The organism is Fulverythrobacter ferritrahens, assembly GCF_020539485.1.
In the GTDB taxonomy this organism is placed as follows: domain Bacteria; phylum Pseudomonadota; class Alphaproteobacteria; order Sphingomonadales; family Sphingomonadaceae; genus Andeanibacterium; species Andeanibacterium ferritrahens.
This window is the reverse complement of record NZ_JACDXU010000002.1, coordinates 422,864-440,732: the sequence shown is the minus strand read 5'-3', so window position 1 is coordinate 440,732 and position 17,869 is coordinate 422,864. Positions and strand designations below refer to the sequence as shown.

Below are 17,869 nucleotides of genomic sequence, written 5' to 3'. Positions count from 1 at the left end.
AACGGCATGGTTACACCGGCAGCCCTAGCGGGTGCGGCGCCGTCCTGCAAAGGCTGCGTTGGAGCAGCTAGAGGATCTGTGCGGTAAGTTCGACCGCGCCGGTGACCAGGAAGGGCAGGCCAAGGGCCGCGATCCACACCATCAGCCGGTCCCGCTGGAACAGGGGCCTGAGCGAGGGATCGGCCGCTGCATCGTCGCTCAGATCCTCCCAGCGTTTCTCGAACAGGCGGCAACCGGGGATCACCGCCGCCACGAGCACGATCAGCGCGAAAAAGGGGAGGATAGATTGGGTGGTATGCTTGAGAACGGACATGGTCACGAAGATCTGCAGGCCCGTGTAGAAAAGCAGGGCATAGGCGACATGGTCGCTCATCCTGCGTCGCCAATCGAGGCGTTTGCCCGCCTCGGTTTTCTGCCGGCTTGAATCCCAGAGCGCCTTGTCCATGCGCTTCCCTCCATTTCCAACCCGAATCAGACTATTTCACGCTATCGTGGAACGATCAAGCTTCCTGAACATTTGTTCATACCCCTGAAGCTTTCACGGCCCTGAAAGCCATGCAGGAATCTTGCCAGTTTGCCACGGCAGGGGTTTCCTGCCCGGCAAGCCATGGTAAAAGCCGCGCGATGACGACACTCGACCAGACAGCCGAGGCGACAGACGAAGCCACGGTGAACGCCACCGTTCCCCTGCCGAATGGCGGGCTGGAAGTGATCTCGATCGCCAAGAGCTATGACAAGCGCGCGGTGCTGACCGACATTTCGCTCTCGGTCGGCAAGGGCGAGGTGCTGGGTCTGCTGGGCCCCAACGGCGCGGGCAAGACCACCTGCTTCTATTCGATCATGGGTCTGGTGCGGCCCGACAGCGGCCGCATCCTGATGGACGGCGTGGATGTGACCAAGCTGCCCATGTATCGCCGCGCGATCCTGGGCCTGGGCTATCTGCCGCAGGAAACCTCGATTTTCCGGGGCATGACGGTGGAACAGAACATTTCCTGCGTGCTGGAGATGATCGAACCCGACAAGGCCACCCGCGCATCGGAACTGGAACGGCTGCTGGACGAATTCGGCCTCACCCGCCTGCGCTCCAGCCCGGCCATGGCGCTTTCGGGCGGTGAACGGCGGCGCTGCGAAATCGCGCGCGCGCTGGCGGCCAAGCCTTCGATCATGCTGCTGGACGAACCCTTCGCCGGGATCGATCCGCTTTCGATCCAGGACATCCGCCATCTGGTGATCGACCTGAAGCAGCGCGGCATCGGCGTGCTGATCACCGATCACAACGTGCGCGAAACGCTGGATATCGTGGACCGCGCCTGCATCATCTATGGTGGCCAGGTGCTGTTCGCCGGCAGCCCGGAAGATCTGGTGGCCGACGAGAATGTGCGCCGCCTCTATCTGGGCGAGAGCTTCACCCTGTGATTGGCCGGCCGTCAGGCATGCCTGGCGCAGGTTTCAGCGCCGCTCGGCCGGAGACTGCACCAGCCCCGGTCCAACTGCTCCGCTGGGCGTCACGCAGCAAGACCGGCGCTTGAAAAATGGCCCTGGGCCCGCGCCTCGATCTTCGCCAGACCCAGTCGCTGGTAATGACGCCGCAGTTGCAGCAGGCAATCAAGCTGCTCGCGCTGTCCAATCTGGAGCTGGAAACCTTCATCGGCGAAGCGCTGGATGCGAACCCTTTGCTCGACATCGGCAACAGCGAGGGCGGGGGCGAAACGGCAGGCGAAGCGGAAGCGCGGGATGAACGCGGCGATGCCATGGCGGAAGGCACGGCAACGGCCGACCAGCTGATGCTGGAAGGCCGCGGGGAAGCCGATGCCCCGCTGGACCTTGATCCTGCCGCGCTCGATATCGATCGCGAGACGGGTGACGGTTCGGCACTGCCCCTTGGAGGCGAGTTTTCCGACTTTTCCGCGGGCTCGGGCGAGGAAGGCCTGGCGATCGAGGAACGCGGCGGCTCCGGGCCGACCCTTGCCGAACATCTCGATGCGCAGATCGGCGCAGTCGCCCCTGACCAGCAGAGCGCCTTCATCGCCCGGCATATTGTGGGCCTGCTGGACGAGGCCGGCTATCTGCCGGTTCCCTTGCGCGAAGTGGCGGGCGAGCTGGGCATTTCCCTGAGCGAGGCGGAAGGCGGGCTGAAAGTGGTCCAGTCGCTGGACCCGACCGGCGTGGGTGCCCGCACCCTTTCGGAATGCCTTGCGCTGCAGGCCATGGAGGCGGATCGCCACGATCCGGCAATGGCCCGGCTGATCGATAATCTGGATTTGCTGGCCAAGGGCAACTTTGCCCAGCTCAAGCGCATGTGCGGCGTCGATGACGAAGATTTCGCCGACATGCTGGCCGAGCTGCGCAGCTACGATCCCAAGCCGGGCCTGCAATTCGGCGGCGGGGAAAGCGAACCGGTAGTGCCCGACATATTGGTGCGGGCCGGGCCCAAGGACGGCTGGAACATCGCGCTCAATCAGGCGACCCTGCCCCGGCTGATCGTGAACCGGCCCTATTATGTCGAACTGCGCCAGGGTTGCCACGACAAGGCTTCAAAGGCCTGGCTGAGCGAGAAGCTGGCCGATGCCAACTGGCTGATGAAAGCTCTCGACCAGCGGCAGAAGACGATCCTGAAAGTGACGGCGGAGATCGTGAAGCAGCAGGAAGGTTTCTTCCGCAAGGGCGTGTCGGAACTGCGCCCGCTGACCCTGCGCACGATAGCCGAAGCCATCGAGATGCACGAATCGACCGTCAGCCGGGTTACCAGCAACAAATATCTCAATTGCGAACGCGGCACATTCGAGCTGAAGTATTTCTTCACCTCCGGCGTCGCCTCCGCCGATGGCGACGGCGCGGTTTCCGCCGAAGCAGTCAAGGCGCAGATTCGCGCGCTGGTGGATGCCGAAGATCCGAAAAACATCCTTTCCGACGATACGTTGGTGGACCTTCTGAAAGAGAAGGGCTTCGATCTCGCCCGGCGGACAGTCGCCAAATATCGCGAGGCGATCGGCATCGGATCTTCGGTGCAGCGCCGCCGCCAGAAAAAGCTGGAGGGTGTGGGATAGGCCACTATAAGCGCCGAAAGCACGCAAATGCGGGCGTCCCAATATCAGCATTGCCTTTGTGGCTGGCCAGGGCGATCCCCCGGCAGGCGCGATGAGGAACGTAACCGGAAAGACTCACCGGGAAATCCCATTTTCATTTCATGATAAATTAACCTTTTTCATTGAGACCTTGCGTGGTTAATAACCGTCAACTTCCCGAAAGGGACAGTTAACGGAAAGAAACGGGGCGACTAAAGGGGGCTCCCATGCGTGTGCTGCTGATCGAGGACGAGCCGACGACCGCCAAGGCCATCGAGCTTATGCTGACCACCGAAGGCTTCAACGTCTATTCGACCGACCTGGGCGAAGAGGGTTTGGATCTGGCGAAGCTGTATGATTACGACATCATCCTGCTCGACCTGAACCTGCCGGACATGCACGGCTATGATGTGCTGAAGAAAGTGCGCGTCGCCAAGGTACAGACGCCGGTGCTGATCCTTTCGGGCATTTCCGAAATGGATTCAAAGATCCGCAGCTTCGGCTTCGGGGCGGATGATTACGTGACCAAGCCCTTCCACCGCGAAGAACTGGTCGCCCGCATTCACGCCGTGGTGCGCCGTTCCAAGGGCCATTCGCAATCGGTTATCCGTACCGGCAAGCTGGCGGTGAACCTCGATGCCAAGACCGTGGAAGTCGATGGCGCCCGCGTGCATCTGACCGGCAAGGAATATGCCATGCTGGAGCTGCTCTCGCTGCGCAAGGGCACCACGCTCACCAAGGAAATGTTCCTCAACCACCTCTATGGCGGGATGGACGAGCCGGAACTCAAGATCATCGACGTGTTCATCTGCAAGCTGCGCAAGAAGCTGAGCCACGCCTGCAGCGGCGAGAACTACATCGAAACCGTCTGGGGCCGCGGCTATGTGCTGCGCGATCCGGGCGAAGAGGCGGAAGCCGCCTGACAGCACTCCCCCATCGGGATCTGAACACCGCCCCGAGGCCTTGCCCCGGGGCGGTTTTCGTTTAGGGGCACTGCCCCATGACTGCATACAAATCCGGCGATCCGACCACGCTCAACCGGCTTTACGGCCGCGCCAAGGGCAAGCCCCTGCGCGCCGGGCAGCAGGACCTTGTCGACAAATTGCTGCCGCAGATTGCCGTGCCGGAAGAAGGGCCCGTAACCGCTGAGCACCTGTTCGGGCGTGACTGCCCGCTGCATTTCGAAATCGGCTTCGGCGGGGGCGAGCACATGGCCTATCGCGCCGACCTGTTGCCCGATCACGGTTTCATCGGAGCCGAGCCTTTCCTCAACGGCGTGGCGCAGGCGCTGACGCATCTGGATGGCGATGGCGGCAAGCACCCGCCGATCCATAATGTCCGCATCCATCATGGCGACGCGCTGGAAGTGCTGGCCCGCATACCGGACGAAGCCCTGTCCTTCGTCTATCTGCTCCATCCCGATCCCTGGCCCAAGGCACGCCATGCCAAGCGCCGCATGATGAACGATGGCCCGGTGGACATGATCGCGGCCAAGCTGAAGCCCGGCGGCGAATTCCGCTTCGGCACCGATCACCCGACCTATCTGCGCCATGCGCTGATGGTGATGCAGCGCCACATGCACCAGTTCGAATGGCTGGCTGCGGGCCCGAAAGACTGGCAAAACCGCCCCTCGGGCTGGTGCGAGACGCGCTATGAACACAAGGCGCGCACCGTCTATGGGCACGAGGTCTGGTATTTCCGCTATCGCCGGAAGTGAGTTCGTCGGCCTGCCCGCGTAGAAAATCTATCTTTCCCGCCGCCGCCCTCCGCTGCATCTGACCGCCCTGGAAACGGCAACGGTGGGCGTCATGGACTTTTCAGGTTTCGACATTGGCGCAATTCTGCCGTTCATTGCGGTGGGCTTTGCCGCGCAGCTGGTAGACGGCGCGCTGGGCATGGCCTTTGGCGTGCTGTCCAACATGCTGCTGGTAGGCGTATTGGGGGTTCCGCCCGCCCTCGCCTCGCAGCGCGTGCATGTGGTTGAATGTTTCACCACCGCCACTTCCGCCATCAGCCACCTGCTGCACGGCAATATCGAGAAGGCGCTGTTCTTCCGCCTGCTGATACCCGGCATGATCGGCGGAGTTGCCGGGGCCTATCTGCTGTCTTCCATCGATGGCGCGATCATCAAACCCTATGTGCTGGGCTATCTGACGCTGGTGGGCCTCTATCTGCTGGCGCGCGGCCTGCTCTATCCTCCCAAGCCGCGCACCCCGCGTCATGTGATGCCCCTGGGCCTGGTCGGCGGGTTTCTCGATGCGGCGGGCGGCGGCGGCTGGGGCCCGGTGGTGACCTCCAATCTGCTGGTGCAGGGGGCAGAGCCGCGCAAGGTGATCGGCACGGTGAATGCGGTGGAGTTCTTCCTGACCCTCACCATTTCCGCCGCCTTCATTTCGCAGCTCGGCATGGCGGACCTTGCCGGGCCGACGCTGGGCTTCCTGATAGGCGGCGTAGTGGCCGCGCCCTTCGGCGCCTATGCTGCCAAGCATTTCAGCACCAAGGCGATGCTGATCCTGGCCGGCCTCGTCCTGACCCTGACCAGCGCCTATGGCGTATATGCCGCGCTGAGCTAATCCCCTCGCGGGGTTGCCGGATTACCCGACAACCCCGGCGGCGGCCAGAACGGCCAAAGTCAGCAGATCGGGCGCGATGGCCGTCATCGGCGCGATCTGCACCGGCTTTTCCATCCCGATCAGCATCGGTCCGATCGTGGCATTGCCGCCTAGTTCGCGCAGCAGCTTGGCCGAAAGATTGGCCGATTGCAGGCCCGGCATGATCAGCACATTGGCCGGGGCCGACAGGCGGCTGAAAGGATAGAGCTTCATCACCCTGGGGTTCAGCGCGGCGTCGGGCGCCATTTCGCCTTCATATTCGAAGTCCACGCCCTGCGCGTCCAGGATGTGAACGGCATCGCGGATATTCTCCAGCCACTTGCCCGGCGGGTTTCCGAAGGTGGAATAGGAGAGGAAGGCAACGCGCGGCTCATGGCCGAGCCGCTTGGCCACCTGCGCCGCACCGCAGGCAATCTGCGCGAGTTCTTCCGCGCTGGGCCGTTCGTTGATCGTCGTATCCGCCAGGAAGGCGGTGTAGTTCTTGCCGATCATCATGTGCATGCCGAAGGGGATTGCGCCCGGCTTGGGATCGAGCACATGGCGCACTTCGCGCATGGTCTGGGAAAAGGGCCGGGTCGTGCCCGATATCATCGCATCGCCATGGCCGAGCGCAACCAGCAGCGAGGCGAATACGTTGCGTTCCTGATTCACCATGCGGCGCACGTCCCGCTCGGTAAAGCCGCGCCGCTGCAGCCGCTTGTAGAGGAACTCCACCATTGCCGGGACATATTCGGAAACGGCCGAATTCTGGATCTCGAAGGAATCCGGGTCGCTCACGCCCAGTTCCACCAGCTTGTCGCGCACCGCCTGAGTGCGGCCGACCAGCACCGGCACGCCATAGCCGAAATCCTTGAACTGGATCGCGGCGCGCAGGGTCACTTCCTCTTCCGCTTCCGCGAAGACGACCCGCTTGGGATCGCTTTGCGCATCGGCATAGACCTGGGTCAGGACCGAAGTGGTGGGGTTGAGGCGCGCCTTGAGGCTGAGGCGATAGGCCTCGAAATCCTCGATCGGCCTGGTCGCCACGCCCGTATCCATTGCCGCCTTGGCGACGGCGGCGGAAACCCGCTCCATCAGGCGCGGATCGAAGGGGGCAGGAATGATATATTCCGTGCCGAAGCTCTGGTTCTTGCCATAGGCGACCGCGACTTCTTCCGGCACGCTTTCCCGCGCGAGCGAGGCGATGGCTTCGGCGGCGGCGATCTTCATCTCTTCATTGATCGCGGTGGCGCGCACATCCAGTGCGCCGCGGAAGATGAAGGGGAAGCCCAGCACGTTGTTGACCTGATTGGGATAATCGCTGCGGCCCGTGGCGACGATCGCATCGGGGCGCACGGCCTTTGCATCAGGCGGAGTGATTTCCGGGTCCGGATTGGCCATGGCGAAGATGATCGGCTGCGGGGCCATCTTCTTCACCCAATCGGGCTTCAGTGCCCCTGCGGCGGAAAGGCCCAGGAACACGTCGGCCCCGTCCAGTGCCTCTTCCAGCGAGCGGGCGGGAGTGTCGGCGGCATGGGCGCTCTTCCACTGGTCCATGCTTTCGGTCCGGCCGCGCCAGATCACGCCGCTGCGATCGCACATGATCACATTGTCATGCCGAACGCCCATCGCCTTGATCAGCGCGGTGCAGGCGATGGCCGCCGCGCCCGCCCCGTTCACCACTACCTTCACGTTCTTGATGTCGCGCCCGGTAATATGGCAGGCATTGATGAGCCCGGCCGCGGTAATGATCGCGGTGCCGTGCTGATCGTCATGCATCACGGGAATCTTCATCCGTTCGCGCAGGGCCTGCTCGATGATGAAGCATTCAGGGGCCTTGATATCCTCAAGGTTGATGCCGCCGAAGGTCGGCTCCATCAGGGCCACGGCATTGACGAAGGCTTCGGGATCTTCCGTGGCGAGTTCGATGTCCATCGCATCGACATCGGCAAAGCGCTTGAACAGCACGGCCTTGCCTTCCATCACCGGCTTTGCCGCCAGCGCGCCCAGATTGCCCATGCCCAGAATGGCAGTGCCATTGGTGATCACCGCCACCAGATTGCTGCGCGCCGTATAGTCCGCTGCCTTGGCAGGATCCTGTGCGATCGCTTCCACCGGAGCCGCCACGCCGGGCGAATAGGCAAGCGAGAGATCGCGCTGGGTTGCCACCGGCTTCGAAGCGACGATCTCGATCTTACCGGGGCGGATGGTCTCATGATAGAACAGCGCTTCGCGGGTGGTGAAACGCAGATTTTCGTCTTCGGCCAAGAATTCCTCCCTGTGTGCAAACCCGCACTAACCGGCCTGAGTGCGACGCGATAGGGGAAAGCTTGCCTTTCGCCCTCCCGAATCGCGGTTTTGCAGTCTAACCCCCCGGGATCATGTCCAGTTCCGCAACCCCGATGATGGAGCAATATTTCGCCCTTAAGGCGGAGGCAGGCGATTGCCTGCTGTTCTACCGCATGGGCGACTTCTTCGAATTGTTCTTCGAGGATGCCCGCATCGCCAGCCAGGTGCTGGATATCGCGCTCACCAGCCGGGGCGAACATGGCGGGGCACCCGTGCCGATGTGCGGCGTCCCGGTCCATTCGGCGGAAGGATATCTTGCCCGGCTGATCAAGGCCGGCTGCCGTGTGGCGATTGCCGAACAGGTTGAAACTCCGGAGGAAGCGAAGGCCCGCGGCGGCTACAAGGCCCTGGTCAGGCGCGACATCGTGCGCTTCGTCACGGCAGGCACGCTGACCGAGGAAGCGCTGCTGGAACCGCGCCGTGCCAATATGCTGGCGGCAGTCTGCGATCTGCGCGGCACTATCGGCATAGCCGCATGCGACATCTCCACCGGCCGCATGGAGCTGGAGGAATGCGCGCCCGAGCGGATGAACGCAGCCCTCGCCCGGATCGGGGCGAGCGAACTTGTCGCGCCCGAAGGCTGGGCCGAGGCGCCCTTCGGCGCGATTCCCCGCCCGCGCACCACTTTTGCCAGCGATGAAGGCGAAGGCCAGCTCAAGCGGCTGCATGAGGTCGCCACGCTGGATGCCTTTGGCAGCTTCACCCGGGCCATGCTGGCGGCAGCGGGCGGGCTGGTTGCTTATCTGGAGCACGTCGGGCGGGGCAAACTGCCCTTCCTGCTGCCGCCCGAAGCCCGCGCGGGCGAGGAACGGCTGGCGATGGACGAGGCAACGCGCGGCAGCCTGGAAATTCTCTCAAGCCAGCAGGGCGGGCGGGCCGGAAGCCTGATCGCGGCGGTGGATCGCTGCGTGACCGGCGCGGGTGCGCGTCAGCTGGCAGACGATCTTTCCGCCCCGTTGACCGATGCCGGTGCCATCACCGCCCGGCTGGCGCTGGTGCAATATTTCCATGAAGATCCGCTGCTGCGCGCCGATCTGCGCGAAGTGCTGCGCGGCGCGCCCGATATCGGCCGCGCACTGGGCAGGGTTGTGGCCGGGCGCGGCAGCCCCCGCGATCTCGGCCAGATTCGCGACGGGCTGAATGAAGCACGCAATATCGGGGAGCATTTGCGGCGGCGCAATGGCCGGCCCGCCTTGCTTGACGATCTGCTGCCCCGGTTGGGCGGCCATGGCGCGTTGACCGACCTGCTCGGTCGCGCACTCGTCCCTACTCCTCCTACTGAGCGCAGCCAGGGCGGCTTCATCGCCGAAGGCTATGACCATGCACTGGACGAATTGCGGGCCGTATCGGGCAATGCCCGCCGCGCCATCGCCGCGATGGAGGCCCGCTATCGCGATGAGACAGGCATTTCTGCGCTGAAAATCCGCCACAATGGCGTGCTGGGCTATTTCATCGAGGTGCCCGCCCGCTTCGGCGACAGACTGATGACGCCCGAGAGCGGCTTCACGCACCGGCAGACCATGGCCAATGCGGTGCGCTTCAATTCGCTGCAACTGCATGAGGAAGCGAGCCGCATCGCGGAGGCGGGAGGCCATGCCCTTGCCGCCGAAGAAGCCCATTTCGAGGAGCTGACCGCCGCCGTTGTGGCCGCGCGCGAGCAGATCGCCGCGACCGCCGCCGCCCTCGCCCGGATCGATGTGGCCGCGGGCCTGGCCGAACGTGCCGCGGAAGGAAATTGGTGCCGCCCGGAGATTTCCGAAAGCCTTTCGCTGGACATCAGGGGCGGCCGCCATCCGGTGGTGGAGCAGGCGCTGGCCGCCAGCGGCGAACGCTTTGTGGCCAATGACTGCACCCTCTCCCCCGCCGACCGGCTGTGGCTGATCGGTGGTCCGAACATGGGCGGTAAATCCACGTTCCTGCGGCAGAATGCGCTGATCGTGCTGCTGGCGCAGGCGGGCGGCTATGTGCCCGCAGAGGCCGCGCGGATCGGGCTGGTGGACCGGCTGTTCAGCCGCGTGGGCGCATCGGACAATCTGGCGCGCGGGCGTTCGACCTTCATGGTCGAAATGGTGGAGACCGCCGCGATCCTTGCCCAGGCAAGCGAGCGCAGCTTCGTGATCCTCGACGAGGTCGGACGCGGTACTTCCACCTATGACGGGCTGGCGCTGGCTTGGGCCGTGGTGGAAGCGGTGCATGAGAAGAACCGCTGCCGCTGCCTGTTCGCCACCCATTATCACGAACTGGCTCGCCTTGCCGAAACCTGCGAGGCCCTGTCGCTCCACCACGTCCGCGCGCGGGAGTGGAAGGGCGATCTGGTGCTGCTGCACGAACTGGCCACCGGCCCGGCAGACCGTTCCTATGGCCTCGCCGTCGCGCGGCTGGCAGGCGTACCGGATCTGGTGGTGAAGCGCGCCCGGCAGGTGCTCGACCGGCTGGAACAGGGCCGCGCCGAAACCGGGGGGCTGGCTGCGGGTCTGGGCGACCTGCCGCTATTCGCCGCAGCGCAGATGCAGGAGGAAGAATCCCGCGACGCGCTGCGCGACCGGCTGGACGGGCTGGATATCGACGCGCTGAGCCCGCGCGAAGCGCTGGACCTGCTTTACGAGCTGAAGCGCCTTTCCGCGCCCGCGTAAGGCAGCCGCCCACTGGCTCTTACCAGGAATTAACCGTGCTCTCGTTATGAGGCGGGCATGAATCAGTTCATCTTCAAGAACCGCTGGTTCGCAGCGGGCTTTGTCGCCTTCATGCTGCTCGCAACCTATGTGCTGGTGGGTGACGAGGATGGTGGGCTGCTCTCGCGCTTCAGTTCGCGTCCTGCCGCCCCGCTCCCGCAGGCCAGCGCTCCGGTCGCCCCGCCGCCGCCGCTTCCCACCGAAGCGCCGCCGCCTGCCGATGCCGCACAGCCGGTGACGCATGAATATATGGAAGACGAGGAACTGGTCGATCCCGCCACGGGTACCGATCCCACACCCCGCGAGGATGCGGGCACGAGCGACGGCATGGAAGAGGGCGGAAACGCCTCGACCGGCGATTCCGGCTCCCGCTTTGAAATGGTCAATGGCGTGGCCGTCCTGAAGAAGAACTAGGCGACCGCCTTCTAAACGCTCGGAACAGGAACCTCGCCGGAATAGTCGTAAAAGCCCCGGCCTGTCTTGCGGCCGAGCCAGCCGGCATCGACATATTTGGCCAGCAGCGGCGCCGGGCGATATTTGGAATCGCCAGTGGAAGCAAAGATCACCTTCACGATTTCAAGGCAGGTATCCAGCCCGATGAAATCCGCCAGTTCCAGCGGCCCCATCGGATGATTGAGGCCCAGCCGGGCGCCCTTGTCGATATCCGCCGCACTGGCCGTACCCTGTCCCAGCACGAAGCATGCCTCGTTGATCATGGGCAGCAGGATGCGGTTGACCACGAAGCCCGGCTCGTCCCCGCTCATCACCACCTGCTTGCCCAGGCTTTCGGCAAAGGCGCGGGTGCGGGCCACCGTATCGGGGCTGGTGGCAAGGCCGGGGATCACTTCGATCAGCTGCATCAGCGGCACGGGATTGAAGAAATGCAGCCCGATAAAGCGCGCCGGGTCAGCCGTGCCGGCCGCCATGCGGGTGATGGGGATGGAACTGGTATTGCTGGCCAGGATCGCATCCGCGCCCAGCACTTCGCCCGCTTTGGCAAAGATGGCGCGCTTGATATCCTCCCGCTCGGTCGCGGCTTCGATGATGATGCCCGCCCCGGCCATCGGCGCATAATCGGCCACCGGCACGATCCGGCCGAGCGTGGCGGAAGCATCGGCAGCGGAGATCTTCTCCTTCTCCACCAGCCGGGCCAACACTTTCTCGATCTTCGCCTTGGCCTTTTCGGCCAGCGCCAGATCGACGTCGCACAGCAGCACTTCGATGCCGCGCTGGGCCACTGTCTGGGCAATGCCCGAACCCATCTGCCCCGCCCCGATCACGCCGACCATGTCCATGCGTTCAAATCCTTCGCAATTGCAGCAGAAGCTTAGCGAGTGTGCAGTCCCCGCGCCATGGTTTCATCCCGGCGAGCGGTTCGCCCCAGGCTGCCACAGCACATCGCCGCCCGCATCCACATTCAGCGCGCGGGCGAGGACGAACAGCCAGTCGGACAGGCGGTTGATATATTGCAGCGCCGCCGGGTTCACCGGCTCCGCCCCGGCCAGAGCCGCCATCGCCCGTTCGGCGCGGCGCACCGCGGCGCGGGCGATATGGGCGCGGGCCGCCGCTTCGGTGCCGCCCGGCAGGATGAAGCTGCGCAGCGGCTCCACCCCTTCATTCAGCCTATCAATGACCGCTTCGAGCGCGGTGACCTGCGCGGGCACGATCCGCAGCAACATTTCGGAAGGGGAAAAATCCTCCCCTCCGATCCCGCCCAGCGGAGTCGCAAGATCCGCGCCGAGATCGAACAGATCGTTCTGCGCCCGGATCACGCCCGCCAGATGAGCGTTACCCTTCAGCGCCACCGCCAGCAGGCCCAGCGCGGAATTGGCCTCATCCACTGCGCCGATAGCCTCGAAGCGGGGATCGGCCTTCGCCCGGCGCGAACCATCGACGAGGCCTGAAGTGCCGTCATCCCCCGTGCGGGTATAGATTTTCGAGAGCCTGACCATCGCCGTCCAGCCTACTGCCGATCAGCTTTCCGCCGATCAGCGGGACATGGCCAGGATGAGAATGATCACCACAACCGCAAGCGCCTGATATTTGACGCGCGCGAACATCATCTTGTTCTGCTGCAATTGCAGCTCGCGCAGGTTCTTCTCGCCCCCGCTGTCGATATCGCGGCGCGTGGTCTGCAGGAAGGCGATGATGCCCCGCACCAGCGAATAGACCACCATGGCCATCAGGCCGATCAGGACGATGACGAGGAACGTGTTCATAAGCCCCTATCTAGGCCTTCGCTCGTGAAAACGCCAGCAGGCAGCACCCTGTCCCTTAGGGAAGCGGCCAGCGCCCGGCCATCTTCCCCCGCCAGCCGCAATTCGGTGAGCCCCAGCAGGCCTGTGCCCGAACCGCGCCTCTTGGCCAGCTTCCTGCCTTCACGGTCCACCAGCAACTGGTGGTGATGCCACAAAGGCACCGGCAGGCCGAGCAATGCCTGCAACAGCCGGTGGACATGGCTGGCCGGGAACAGGTCCATCCCCCGTGTCACCAGCGTCACCCCGTCGGCCGCATCGTCCAGCGTGGCGGCGAGGTGATAGCTGGCGGGCGCTTCCTTGCGCAGCAGCACCACATCCCCGAAGATTTCCGGCGTGGCGCGCTGTACGCCCGCCAGTTCATCGGTCCATTCCAGCGGCCCGGCGAGCGCGACAGCTTTTGCCATGTCCAGCCGCCAGGCGACTTCTCCCGCCGGATCAACCGCCCTGCCCCGGCAGGTGCCCGGATAGATCGGCCCGTCCGGCCCGCTGGGCGTGCCCTTTTCCGCCACTGCCGCCGCGATCTGCGCGCGGGTGCACCGGCAGGGATAGAGCAGGCCCTGTGCCTTCAATCGCTCCGCCGCCGCGCCATAACTGGCCAGGCGGGAGGATTGCGGGGCCACTTCCTCATATTCCAGCCCCAGCCAGGCGAGATCGGCACGGAAGGCATCGGCCAGCTCCGTCCGGCTGCGCACGCCATCGATATCCTCGATCCGCAGCAGGAAACGTCCGCCCCTTTCCCGCGCCAGATCATGCGCGATCAGGGCCGCGAAAGCATGGCCCAGATGCAGCGGCCCGTTAGGGCTGGGGGCAAAACGGGTAACGATCATGTAGCTGGTGAGTTCTTTCGGATGCGAATCGGCAAAATTCCTGTGGATTCCCGATTTGTAACAGGCTTGACGCTTTTCAAGGCAAATGCTCCCTTGCGTCTATCAGGGAGGACACAGCACCGTGTTCAAAGCCGATCTGATCGAACGGGCAGCCCATTTCCGCAGTGCGGAGGGTGACCCCATGCGGAGGCTGGACAGTTGCCCGGCCCTGGTTCTCAATGCCGATTATACACCGCTCTCCTATTACCCGCTGAGCCTGTGGCCGTGGCAGACGGCAATCAAGGCCATTTTCCTCGAACGGGTGGATGTGGTGGCCAGCTATGAGCGCGAAGTACATTCGCCCTCGCTGGACATGAAGATTCCTTCGGTGATCGCGCTGCGGCAATATGTGCGGCCTAACGAATTTCCCGCCTTCACCCGCTTCAACCTGTTCCTGCGCGACAGATTCACCTGCCAATATTGCGGCAGCCCCCATCAATTGACGTTCGACCATGTGGTCCCCCGCCGTCTGGGCGGCAAGACGACCTGGGAAAACATCCTCACCGCCTGCGCGCCCTGCAATATGCGGAAGGGCGGCCGCACCCCGGCACAGGCGGGCATGCCTCCGCTGGTCACGCCGATCCGGCCCACCAGCTGGCAATTGCAGCAACAGGGCAAGAGCTTCCCGCCCAATTACCTGCACGAAACCTGGCGGGACTGGCTCTATTGGGACATCGAACTGGAAGCCTGAGAGCCTTGCGAAAGTGACGCGGAACGGCCCGCGAAACCCTGTGACCTTCGGGCGCAGGTTCGGGGCACGGGGGGCCCGCGCAGACTGAAAAACTGGCGGTTTTGCATGGGTTCGAGCGGAATTTTCCCAACCGGTCCGTGTCGCAACGGCGGCGCGGCGGATTGCGATGTGTGACTTTCCGCAAAGAGGACGTGTCACCCTGAGGGCGGGCGAAGCTCGGAGTGAAAAGAGGGCGGTACCGGTCATCCCGCAGGATGAAGCAGATTGGGGCGAGGTAGGAAAACGATTGTTCCAGCCCCGCACTACCGCCGCATGACTGGAAAATCTGGCCGCTTTCGGACTGTCTGTTTCAGACGATCCCGGAGCTATGCCCCAAGCCCTTTCCGGTTCACCGGAGAGCGATAATGGGGCTTTCTCCTCTGGCTCAGGCCGGATCGGCATTCAGCCCATGCCGGCCTGCAAATGGCAGTTCTCTCCGCTTCCGACTCGACCTGAACTGCATATCGACCAGGCCTAAGGTCGAAATCCCTCCGGCTACGATAATCTTCCATTTTGGGACATTGCACCTAAGTGCCTTTGACAACTTTGCGACGAAGGCGTGAGTCCTCACTGAGGAGGTTCAGCTATTGGCTGCCTTAGAGGATTGTCCCCTATTTCGCGATTTTTGGCGAACATCGCAAGAGAGGGTTCCGAGACTCCTGCAGCTTTGCATCAACACTCCTCAAATACATAAAAACAGGAGAGGATTATGCGAAACAGCCTAATGGTCGCAGCACTGTTGCTCGGTGTTCATGGCGCCAATCCTGGCAGGGTTGGCGCGCAAGACTACAGCCATCGCGACTTCACCATCGGACAGCAGAGCAGCGTCGAGCTTCTCGGTCGCATGGAGTTGCCGGACCTCGATGTGCTCACCACTATCGAAGACATCTGTTCTCATGTCGGGCTCAAGCCCAATTTCGTAGCCTATCCGGCGAATGTCCCAAACGCGCTTGCTTATGCCATGGGGCCAAACCGGGTGATCATGTACAATCCCGAATTCATCAAACGGGCGCATGACCGGTCGGACAGTCCCGATTGGGCAGCAATCAGTGTCCTCACCCATGAAATCGGGCACCATCTTCAGGGACATATCTTTGACAACGATCGGGATTTCCGACAGCGAGAACTGGAGGCAGATCATTTCTCGGGGTTTATGCTCTACCGCATGGGAGCAACACTGACGGAAACGCAGGCCTATCCCAGAGCGATGATGCAGGACGTCGAGACACCCTCTCATCCGGGGCGCGAACTGCGCATGGAGATGATTGAAGCGGGCTGGCGTCAGGCCGAGGCGATCCACAGGCACGAACAGGATCTGGCCCAGAAACGCGCACTAAGATCGCCCCGGCGAGACGACTGAACCAGGTTATTCACGGCCGCGACGGCATCGGCCCCAACGAGAGCGACCTCGCCTTTTGCCGAGGTGACGGCTTGCCCTACCCCTCGATAATCCGCGTCGAGGGATGGTGCTTGTCGAGATGCTTCTTCACAATCTTCAGATTGCGGCTGTTGGAGCGATAGAGCAGGTCGAACAGATCGCCCGCCACCGGGATCGCGCCCAGCGCCGTGTCGAAGGCGATATTGGCGGCCATGCGCGCCAGTTTCCATTTGGGCAGGCCCAGATTGCGCGCTTCCCAGACGATGTAGGTGCCCATCGCGGCGGTCAGCACATCGCCCAGTATGGGAACGAGGCCGACGATGGAATCCAGCCCCACGGCGCGATTGATGCCGGGGATGGTGAAGCTGCGTTCCAGCACCATTTCCATCACTTCGATACGCTGGCGGATGGCGGCGGGATCGTTGCCCATGGGCAGGGTCATGCCCATGGGGCGCGGGCGGGAGGACTGCGTCATTCCCTCTATCTGGGGATCATCGCCAGCTGCGGCAAGGGATGGAATACCCAGGCATTGGCGGCAAAGCCGGTGACGCCCGCGCGCACCAGCGACCAGCGGACCGGTGGGCCGAAGGGGATGAATGCATCGAGCGAGGTCAGCTCAGCCTCCGCCTCCGCCATCAGGGCCGCGCGCTGATCGGGATCGGGGGCGCTGGCCGCCTCGGCCACCAGATTATCCGCCTCGCTCGAACAGAAGCCGCGCCGCAAGCCGCAATTGAACTGGTTGAGGAACCAGCGGGCATTGGCATAGCGAGCCACGATATCCATCAGCTCCAGATCCGCCTTCTCGCCCTTCTTCGCGCGGCGCAAGGTTACGCCGATTGCCGCCATATCGCGCGAAAGGCCCTGGAACAGAACATCCCCGCCCGGCCCGCTGGGCAGGGCAACCGAGATTTCCGGCGCCTGCCCGCCATTCGCCGATTTCCAGGTGGCGACGCGGCCTGCGGCCGTGCTGCGGCGCTGCGCGAGCGAAGTGCCGTCCCAGCGTTCGCCGATAGTGCCCAGATCGCCCGGCAGGCCCGGCGCGACCAGCCGCGAGGTAGGTTGCCATCCGCCGACATTGAATGGCGCGAGCAGGGCGGTGCGGTCGATCGCCATGGAAATGGCCTCCCTCCCGGAAGCATCGCCCAATATGCCCTGCGCGTTACGCACGGAAAGGCCGAACAGGCCGATGGCGGGATCGAGCCGCACTGTCCCGCGCGAAAGAGGGCCGGTATCCACCATGGGCAGATTCTCGATCCGGCCATTCAGCACCACATCCACCTGCCCTTCATCGAACAGGGCGATGGCGCGCTTCACATCCATGCCGTGAACCCGCAATTCGCGCACATCCTGCTGCCAGTTCTCCACCACAGGCAGGCCCCGCGCCTCGGGCGAGAGCATGGAGAGTACGGCGGACTCTTCCACCTTGCGCAGGCCCATCGGCCCGGTACCGCGTCCCTTGTAGAGCAGGCCCATTTCCGGTTGGGCCAGCAGCTGCAGGAAATCGGGCATGGCGCCCTTCAGGCGGATTTCCACCACGCGGCCGGCCATGGCGCGAATCTGGTCGATCTGGGACAGGTCATAGCCGAGCGCCGTGCCTGAAAGGCGCTGGACCGCGCGGCGCAGCGCATTGCGCGCACTCTCCCCGGTCAGTTCGCTGCCATCGGGCCAGGTGCCGTCACGCAGGCGGAAAATGTAGCTCTTGCCGTCATCGGTCACGATCCAGCGATCCGCCAGGGCGGGAATCACCTGTCCTTGTGCGTCCAGCCCAACCAGCCCTTCCGTAGTGGCCGCATGAACATGCTGGCCTGCGACGGAAAGCTGCACGCTTGTTTCGAAGGGATCGCCCTTCCCGCCGATGATGGCGATGTCCAGCGCGCCTTCATCGCTGCGCCCGCAGGCGCTTGCCAGCAGCGCGAGGCCCAGGGCCAGGATGCGGGTGAAACGAACCATCCTCGCCAGC

At 63.8% G+C, this 17,869-nt stretch carries 17 protein-coding genes; 9 read left to right on the top strand and 8 right to left on the bottom strand.

Going from position 1 to position 17,869, the window contains the following annotated elements:
- Nucleotides 1-67: 67 nt before the first annotated feature.
- A complete protein-coding gene (locus H0274_RS10225; protein ID WP_226795235.1) occupies nt 68-445 on the bottom strand; it encodes a hypothetical protein in 378 nt (125 codons plus the stop codon).
- Between the two features lie 179 nt (nt 446-624).
- Between H0274_RS10225 and lptB the strand changes: the two genes are divergently transcribed.
- From lptB to H0274_RS10200, 5 genes are all read left to right on the top strand, one after another.
- Nucleotides 625-1,416: an LPS export ABC transporter ATP-binding protein gene (gene lptB, locus H0274_RS10220; protein WP_226795234.1), complete on the top strand. Its 792-nt coding sequence runs from the start codon at nt 625-627 to the stop codon at nt 1,414-1,416.
- 116 nt (nt 1,417-1,532) lie between these two features.
- A complete protein-coding gene (gene rpoN, locus H0274_RS10215; RefSeq protein WP_226795233.1) occupies nt 1,533-3,047 on the top strand; it encodes an RNA polymerase factor sigma-54 in 1,515 nt (504 codons plus the stop codon).
- A gap of 245 nt (nt 3,048-3,292) precedes the next feature.
- Nucleotides 3,293-3,988, top strand: a complete 696-nt coding sequence (ctrA, locus tag H0274_RS10210) for a response regulator transcription factor CtrA (RefSeq protein WP_054531167.1) — start codon at nt 3,293-3,295, stop codon at nt 3,986-3,988.
- Between the two features lie 77 nt (nt 3,989-4,065).
- Entirely contained in the window at nt 4,066-4,782 is a 717-nt protein-coding gene (gene trmB, locus H0274_RS10205; protein WP_226795232.1) for a tRNA (guanine(46)-N(7))-methyltransferase TrmB, read from the top strand.
- A gap of 91 nt (nt 4,783-4,873) precedes the next feature.
- Nucleotides 4,874-5,638, top strand: coding sequence for a sulfite exporter TauE/SafE family protein (locus H0274_RS10200; protein WP_226795231.1), 765 nt, complete (start codon nt 4,874-4,876; stop codon nt 5,636-5,638).
- A gap of 21 nt (nt 5,639-5,659) precedes the next feature.
- Here the strand turns inward: H0274_RS10200 and H0274_RS10195 are convergent, their stop codons facing one another.
- Nucleotides 5,660-7,924, bottom strand: a complete 2,265-nt coding sequence (locus H0274_RS10195) for an NADP-dependent malic enzyme (protein WP_226795230.1) — start codon at nt 7,922-7,924, stop codon at nt 5,660-5,662.
- A gap of 113 nt (nt 7,925-8,037) precedes the next feature.
- Here H0274_RS10195 and mutS point away from each other — a divergent pair, with 113 nt between their 5' ends.
- Nucleotides 8,038-10,638 carry a DNA mismatch repair protein MutS gene (gene mutS / locus H0274_RS10190; RefSeq protein ID WP_226795229.1) on the top strand — a complete coding sequence of 867 codons (2,601 nt, stop codon included), beginning with the start codon at nt 8,038-8,040 and terminating at the stop codon, nt 10,636-10,638.
- 57 nt (nt 10,639-10,695) lie between these two features.
- Nucleotides 10,696-11,091: a hypothetical protein gene (locus tag H0274_RS10185; protein ID WP_226795228.1), complete on the top strand. Its 396-nt coding sequence runs from the start codon at nt 10,696-10,698 to the stop codon at nt 11,089-11,091.
- Nucleotides 11,092-11,102: 11 nt separating this feature from the next.
- Here H0274_RS10185 and H0274_RS10180 read toward each other — a convergent pair whose 3' ends face one another.
- The 4 genes from H0274_RS10180 to gluQRS form a co-directional block, all read right to left on the bottom strand.
- Nucleotides 11,103-11,972, bottom strand: coding sequence for a 3-hydroxyacyl-CoA dehydrogenase family protein (locus H0274_RS10180; RefSeq protein WP_226795227.1), 870 nt, complete (start codon nt 11,970-11,972; stop codon nt 11,103-11,105).
- A gap of 63 nt (nt 11,973-12,035) precedes the next feature.
- Nucleotides 12,036-12,629 (bottom strand): cob(I)yrinic acid a,c-diamide adenosyltransferase, encoded by a 594-nt coding sequence (locus tag H0274_RS10175; RefSeq protein ID WP_226795226.1) that lies wholly within the window; start codon nt 12,627-12,629, stop codon nt 12,036-12,038.
- Nucleotides 12,630-12,665: 36 nt separating this feature from the next.
- Nucleotides 12,666-12,896 carry an HIG1 domain-containing protein gene (locus H0274_RS10170; protein ID WP_226795225.1) on the bottom strand — a complete coding sequence of 77 codons (231 nt, stop codon included), beginning with the start codon at nt 12,894-12,896 and terminating at the stop codon, nt 12,666-12,668.
- On the bottom strand, nt 12,893-13,762 hold the full coding sequence (gluQRS, locus tag H0274_RS10165; RefSeq protein ID WP_226795224.1) for a tRNA glutamyl-Q(34) synthetase GluQRS: 870 nt from the start codon (nt 13,760-13,762) through the stop codon (nt 12,893-12,895). Before gluQRS ends, H0274_RS10170 begins: the two co-directional genes overlap by 4 nt.
- Nucleotides 13,763-13,883: 121 nt before the next feature.
- Here gluQRS and H0274_RS10160 point away from each other — a divergent pair, with 121 nt between their 5' ends.
- Nucleotides 13,884-14,492 (top strand): HNH endonuclease, encoded by a 609-nt coding sequence (locus H0274_RS10160; RefSeq protein ID WP_226795223.1) that lies wholly within the window; start codon nt 13,884-13,886, stop codon nt 14,490-14,492.
- Nucleotides 14,493-15,240: 748 nt separating this feature from the next.
- The gene (locus tag H0274_RS10155) at nt 15,241-15,891 is read left to right on the top strand and encodes a M48 family metalloprotease (protein ID WP_226795222.1); all 651 of its coding nucleotides are present in this window, start codon (nt 15,241-15,243) and stop codon (nt 15,889-15,891) included.
- Between the two features lie 76 nt (nt 15,892-15,967).
- On the opposite strand, the gene H0274_RS10150 is transcribed toward H0274_RS10155, so the two are convergent.
- A complete protein-coding gene (locus H0274_RS10150; RefSeq protein WP_226795221.1) occupies nt 15,968-16,384 on the bottom strand; it encodes a DUF4112 domain-containing protein in 417 nt (138 codons plus the stop codon).
- A gap of 5 nt (nt 16,385-16,389) precedes the next feature.
- Entirely contained in the window at nt 16,390-17,859 is a 1,470-nt protein-coding gene (locus tag H0274_RS10145) for an ABC transporter substrate-binding protein (RefSeq protein WP_226795220.1), read from the bottom strand.
- Nucleotides 17,860-17,869: the final 10 nt, after the last annotated feature.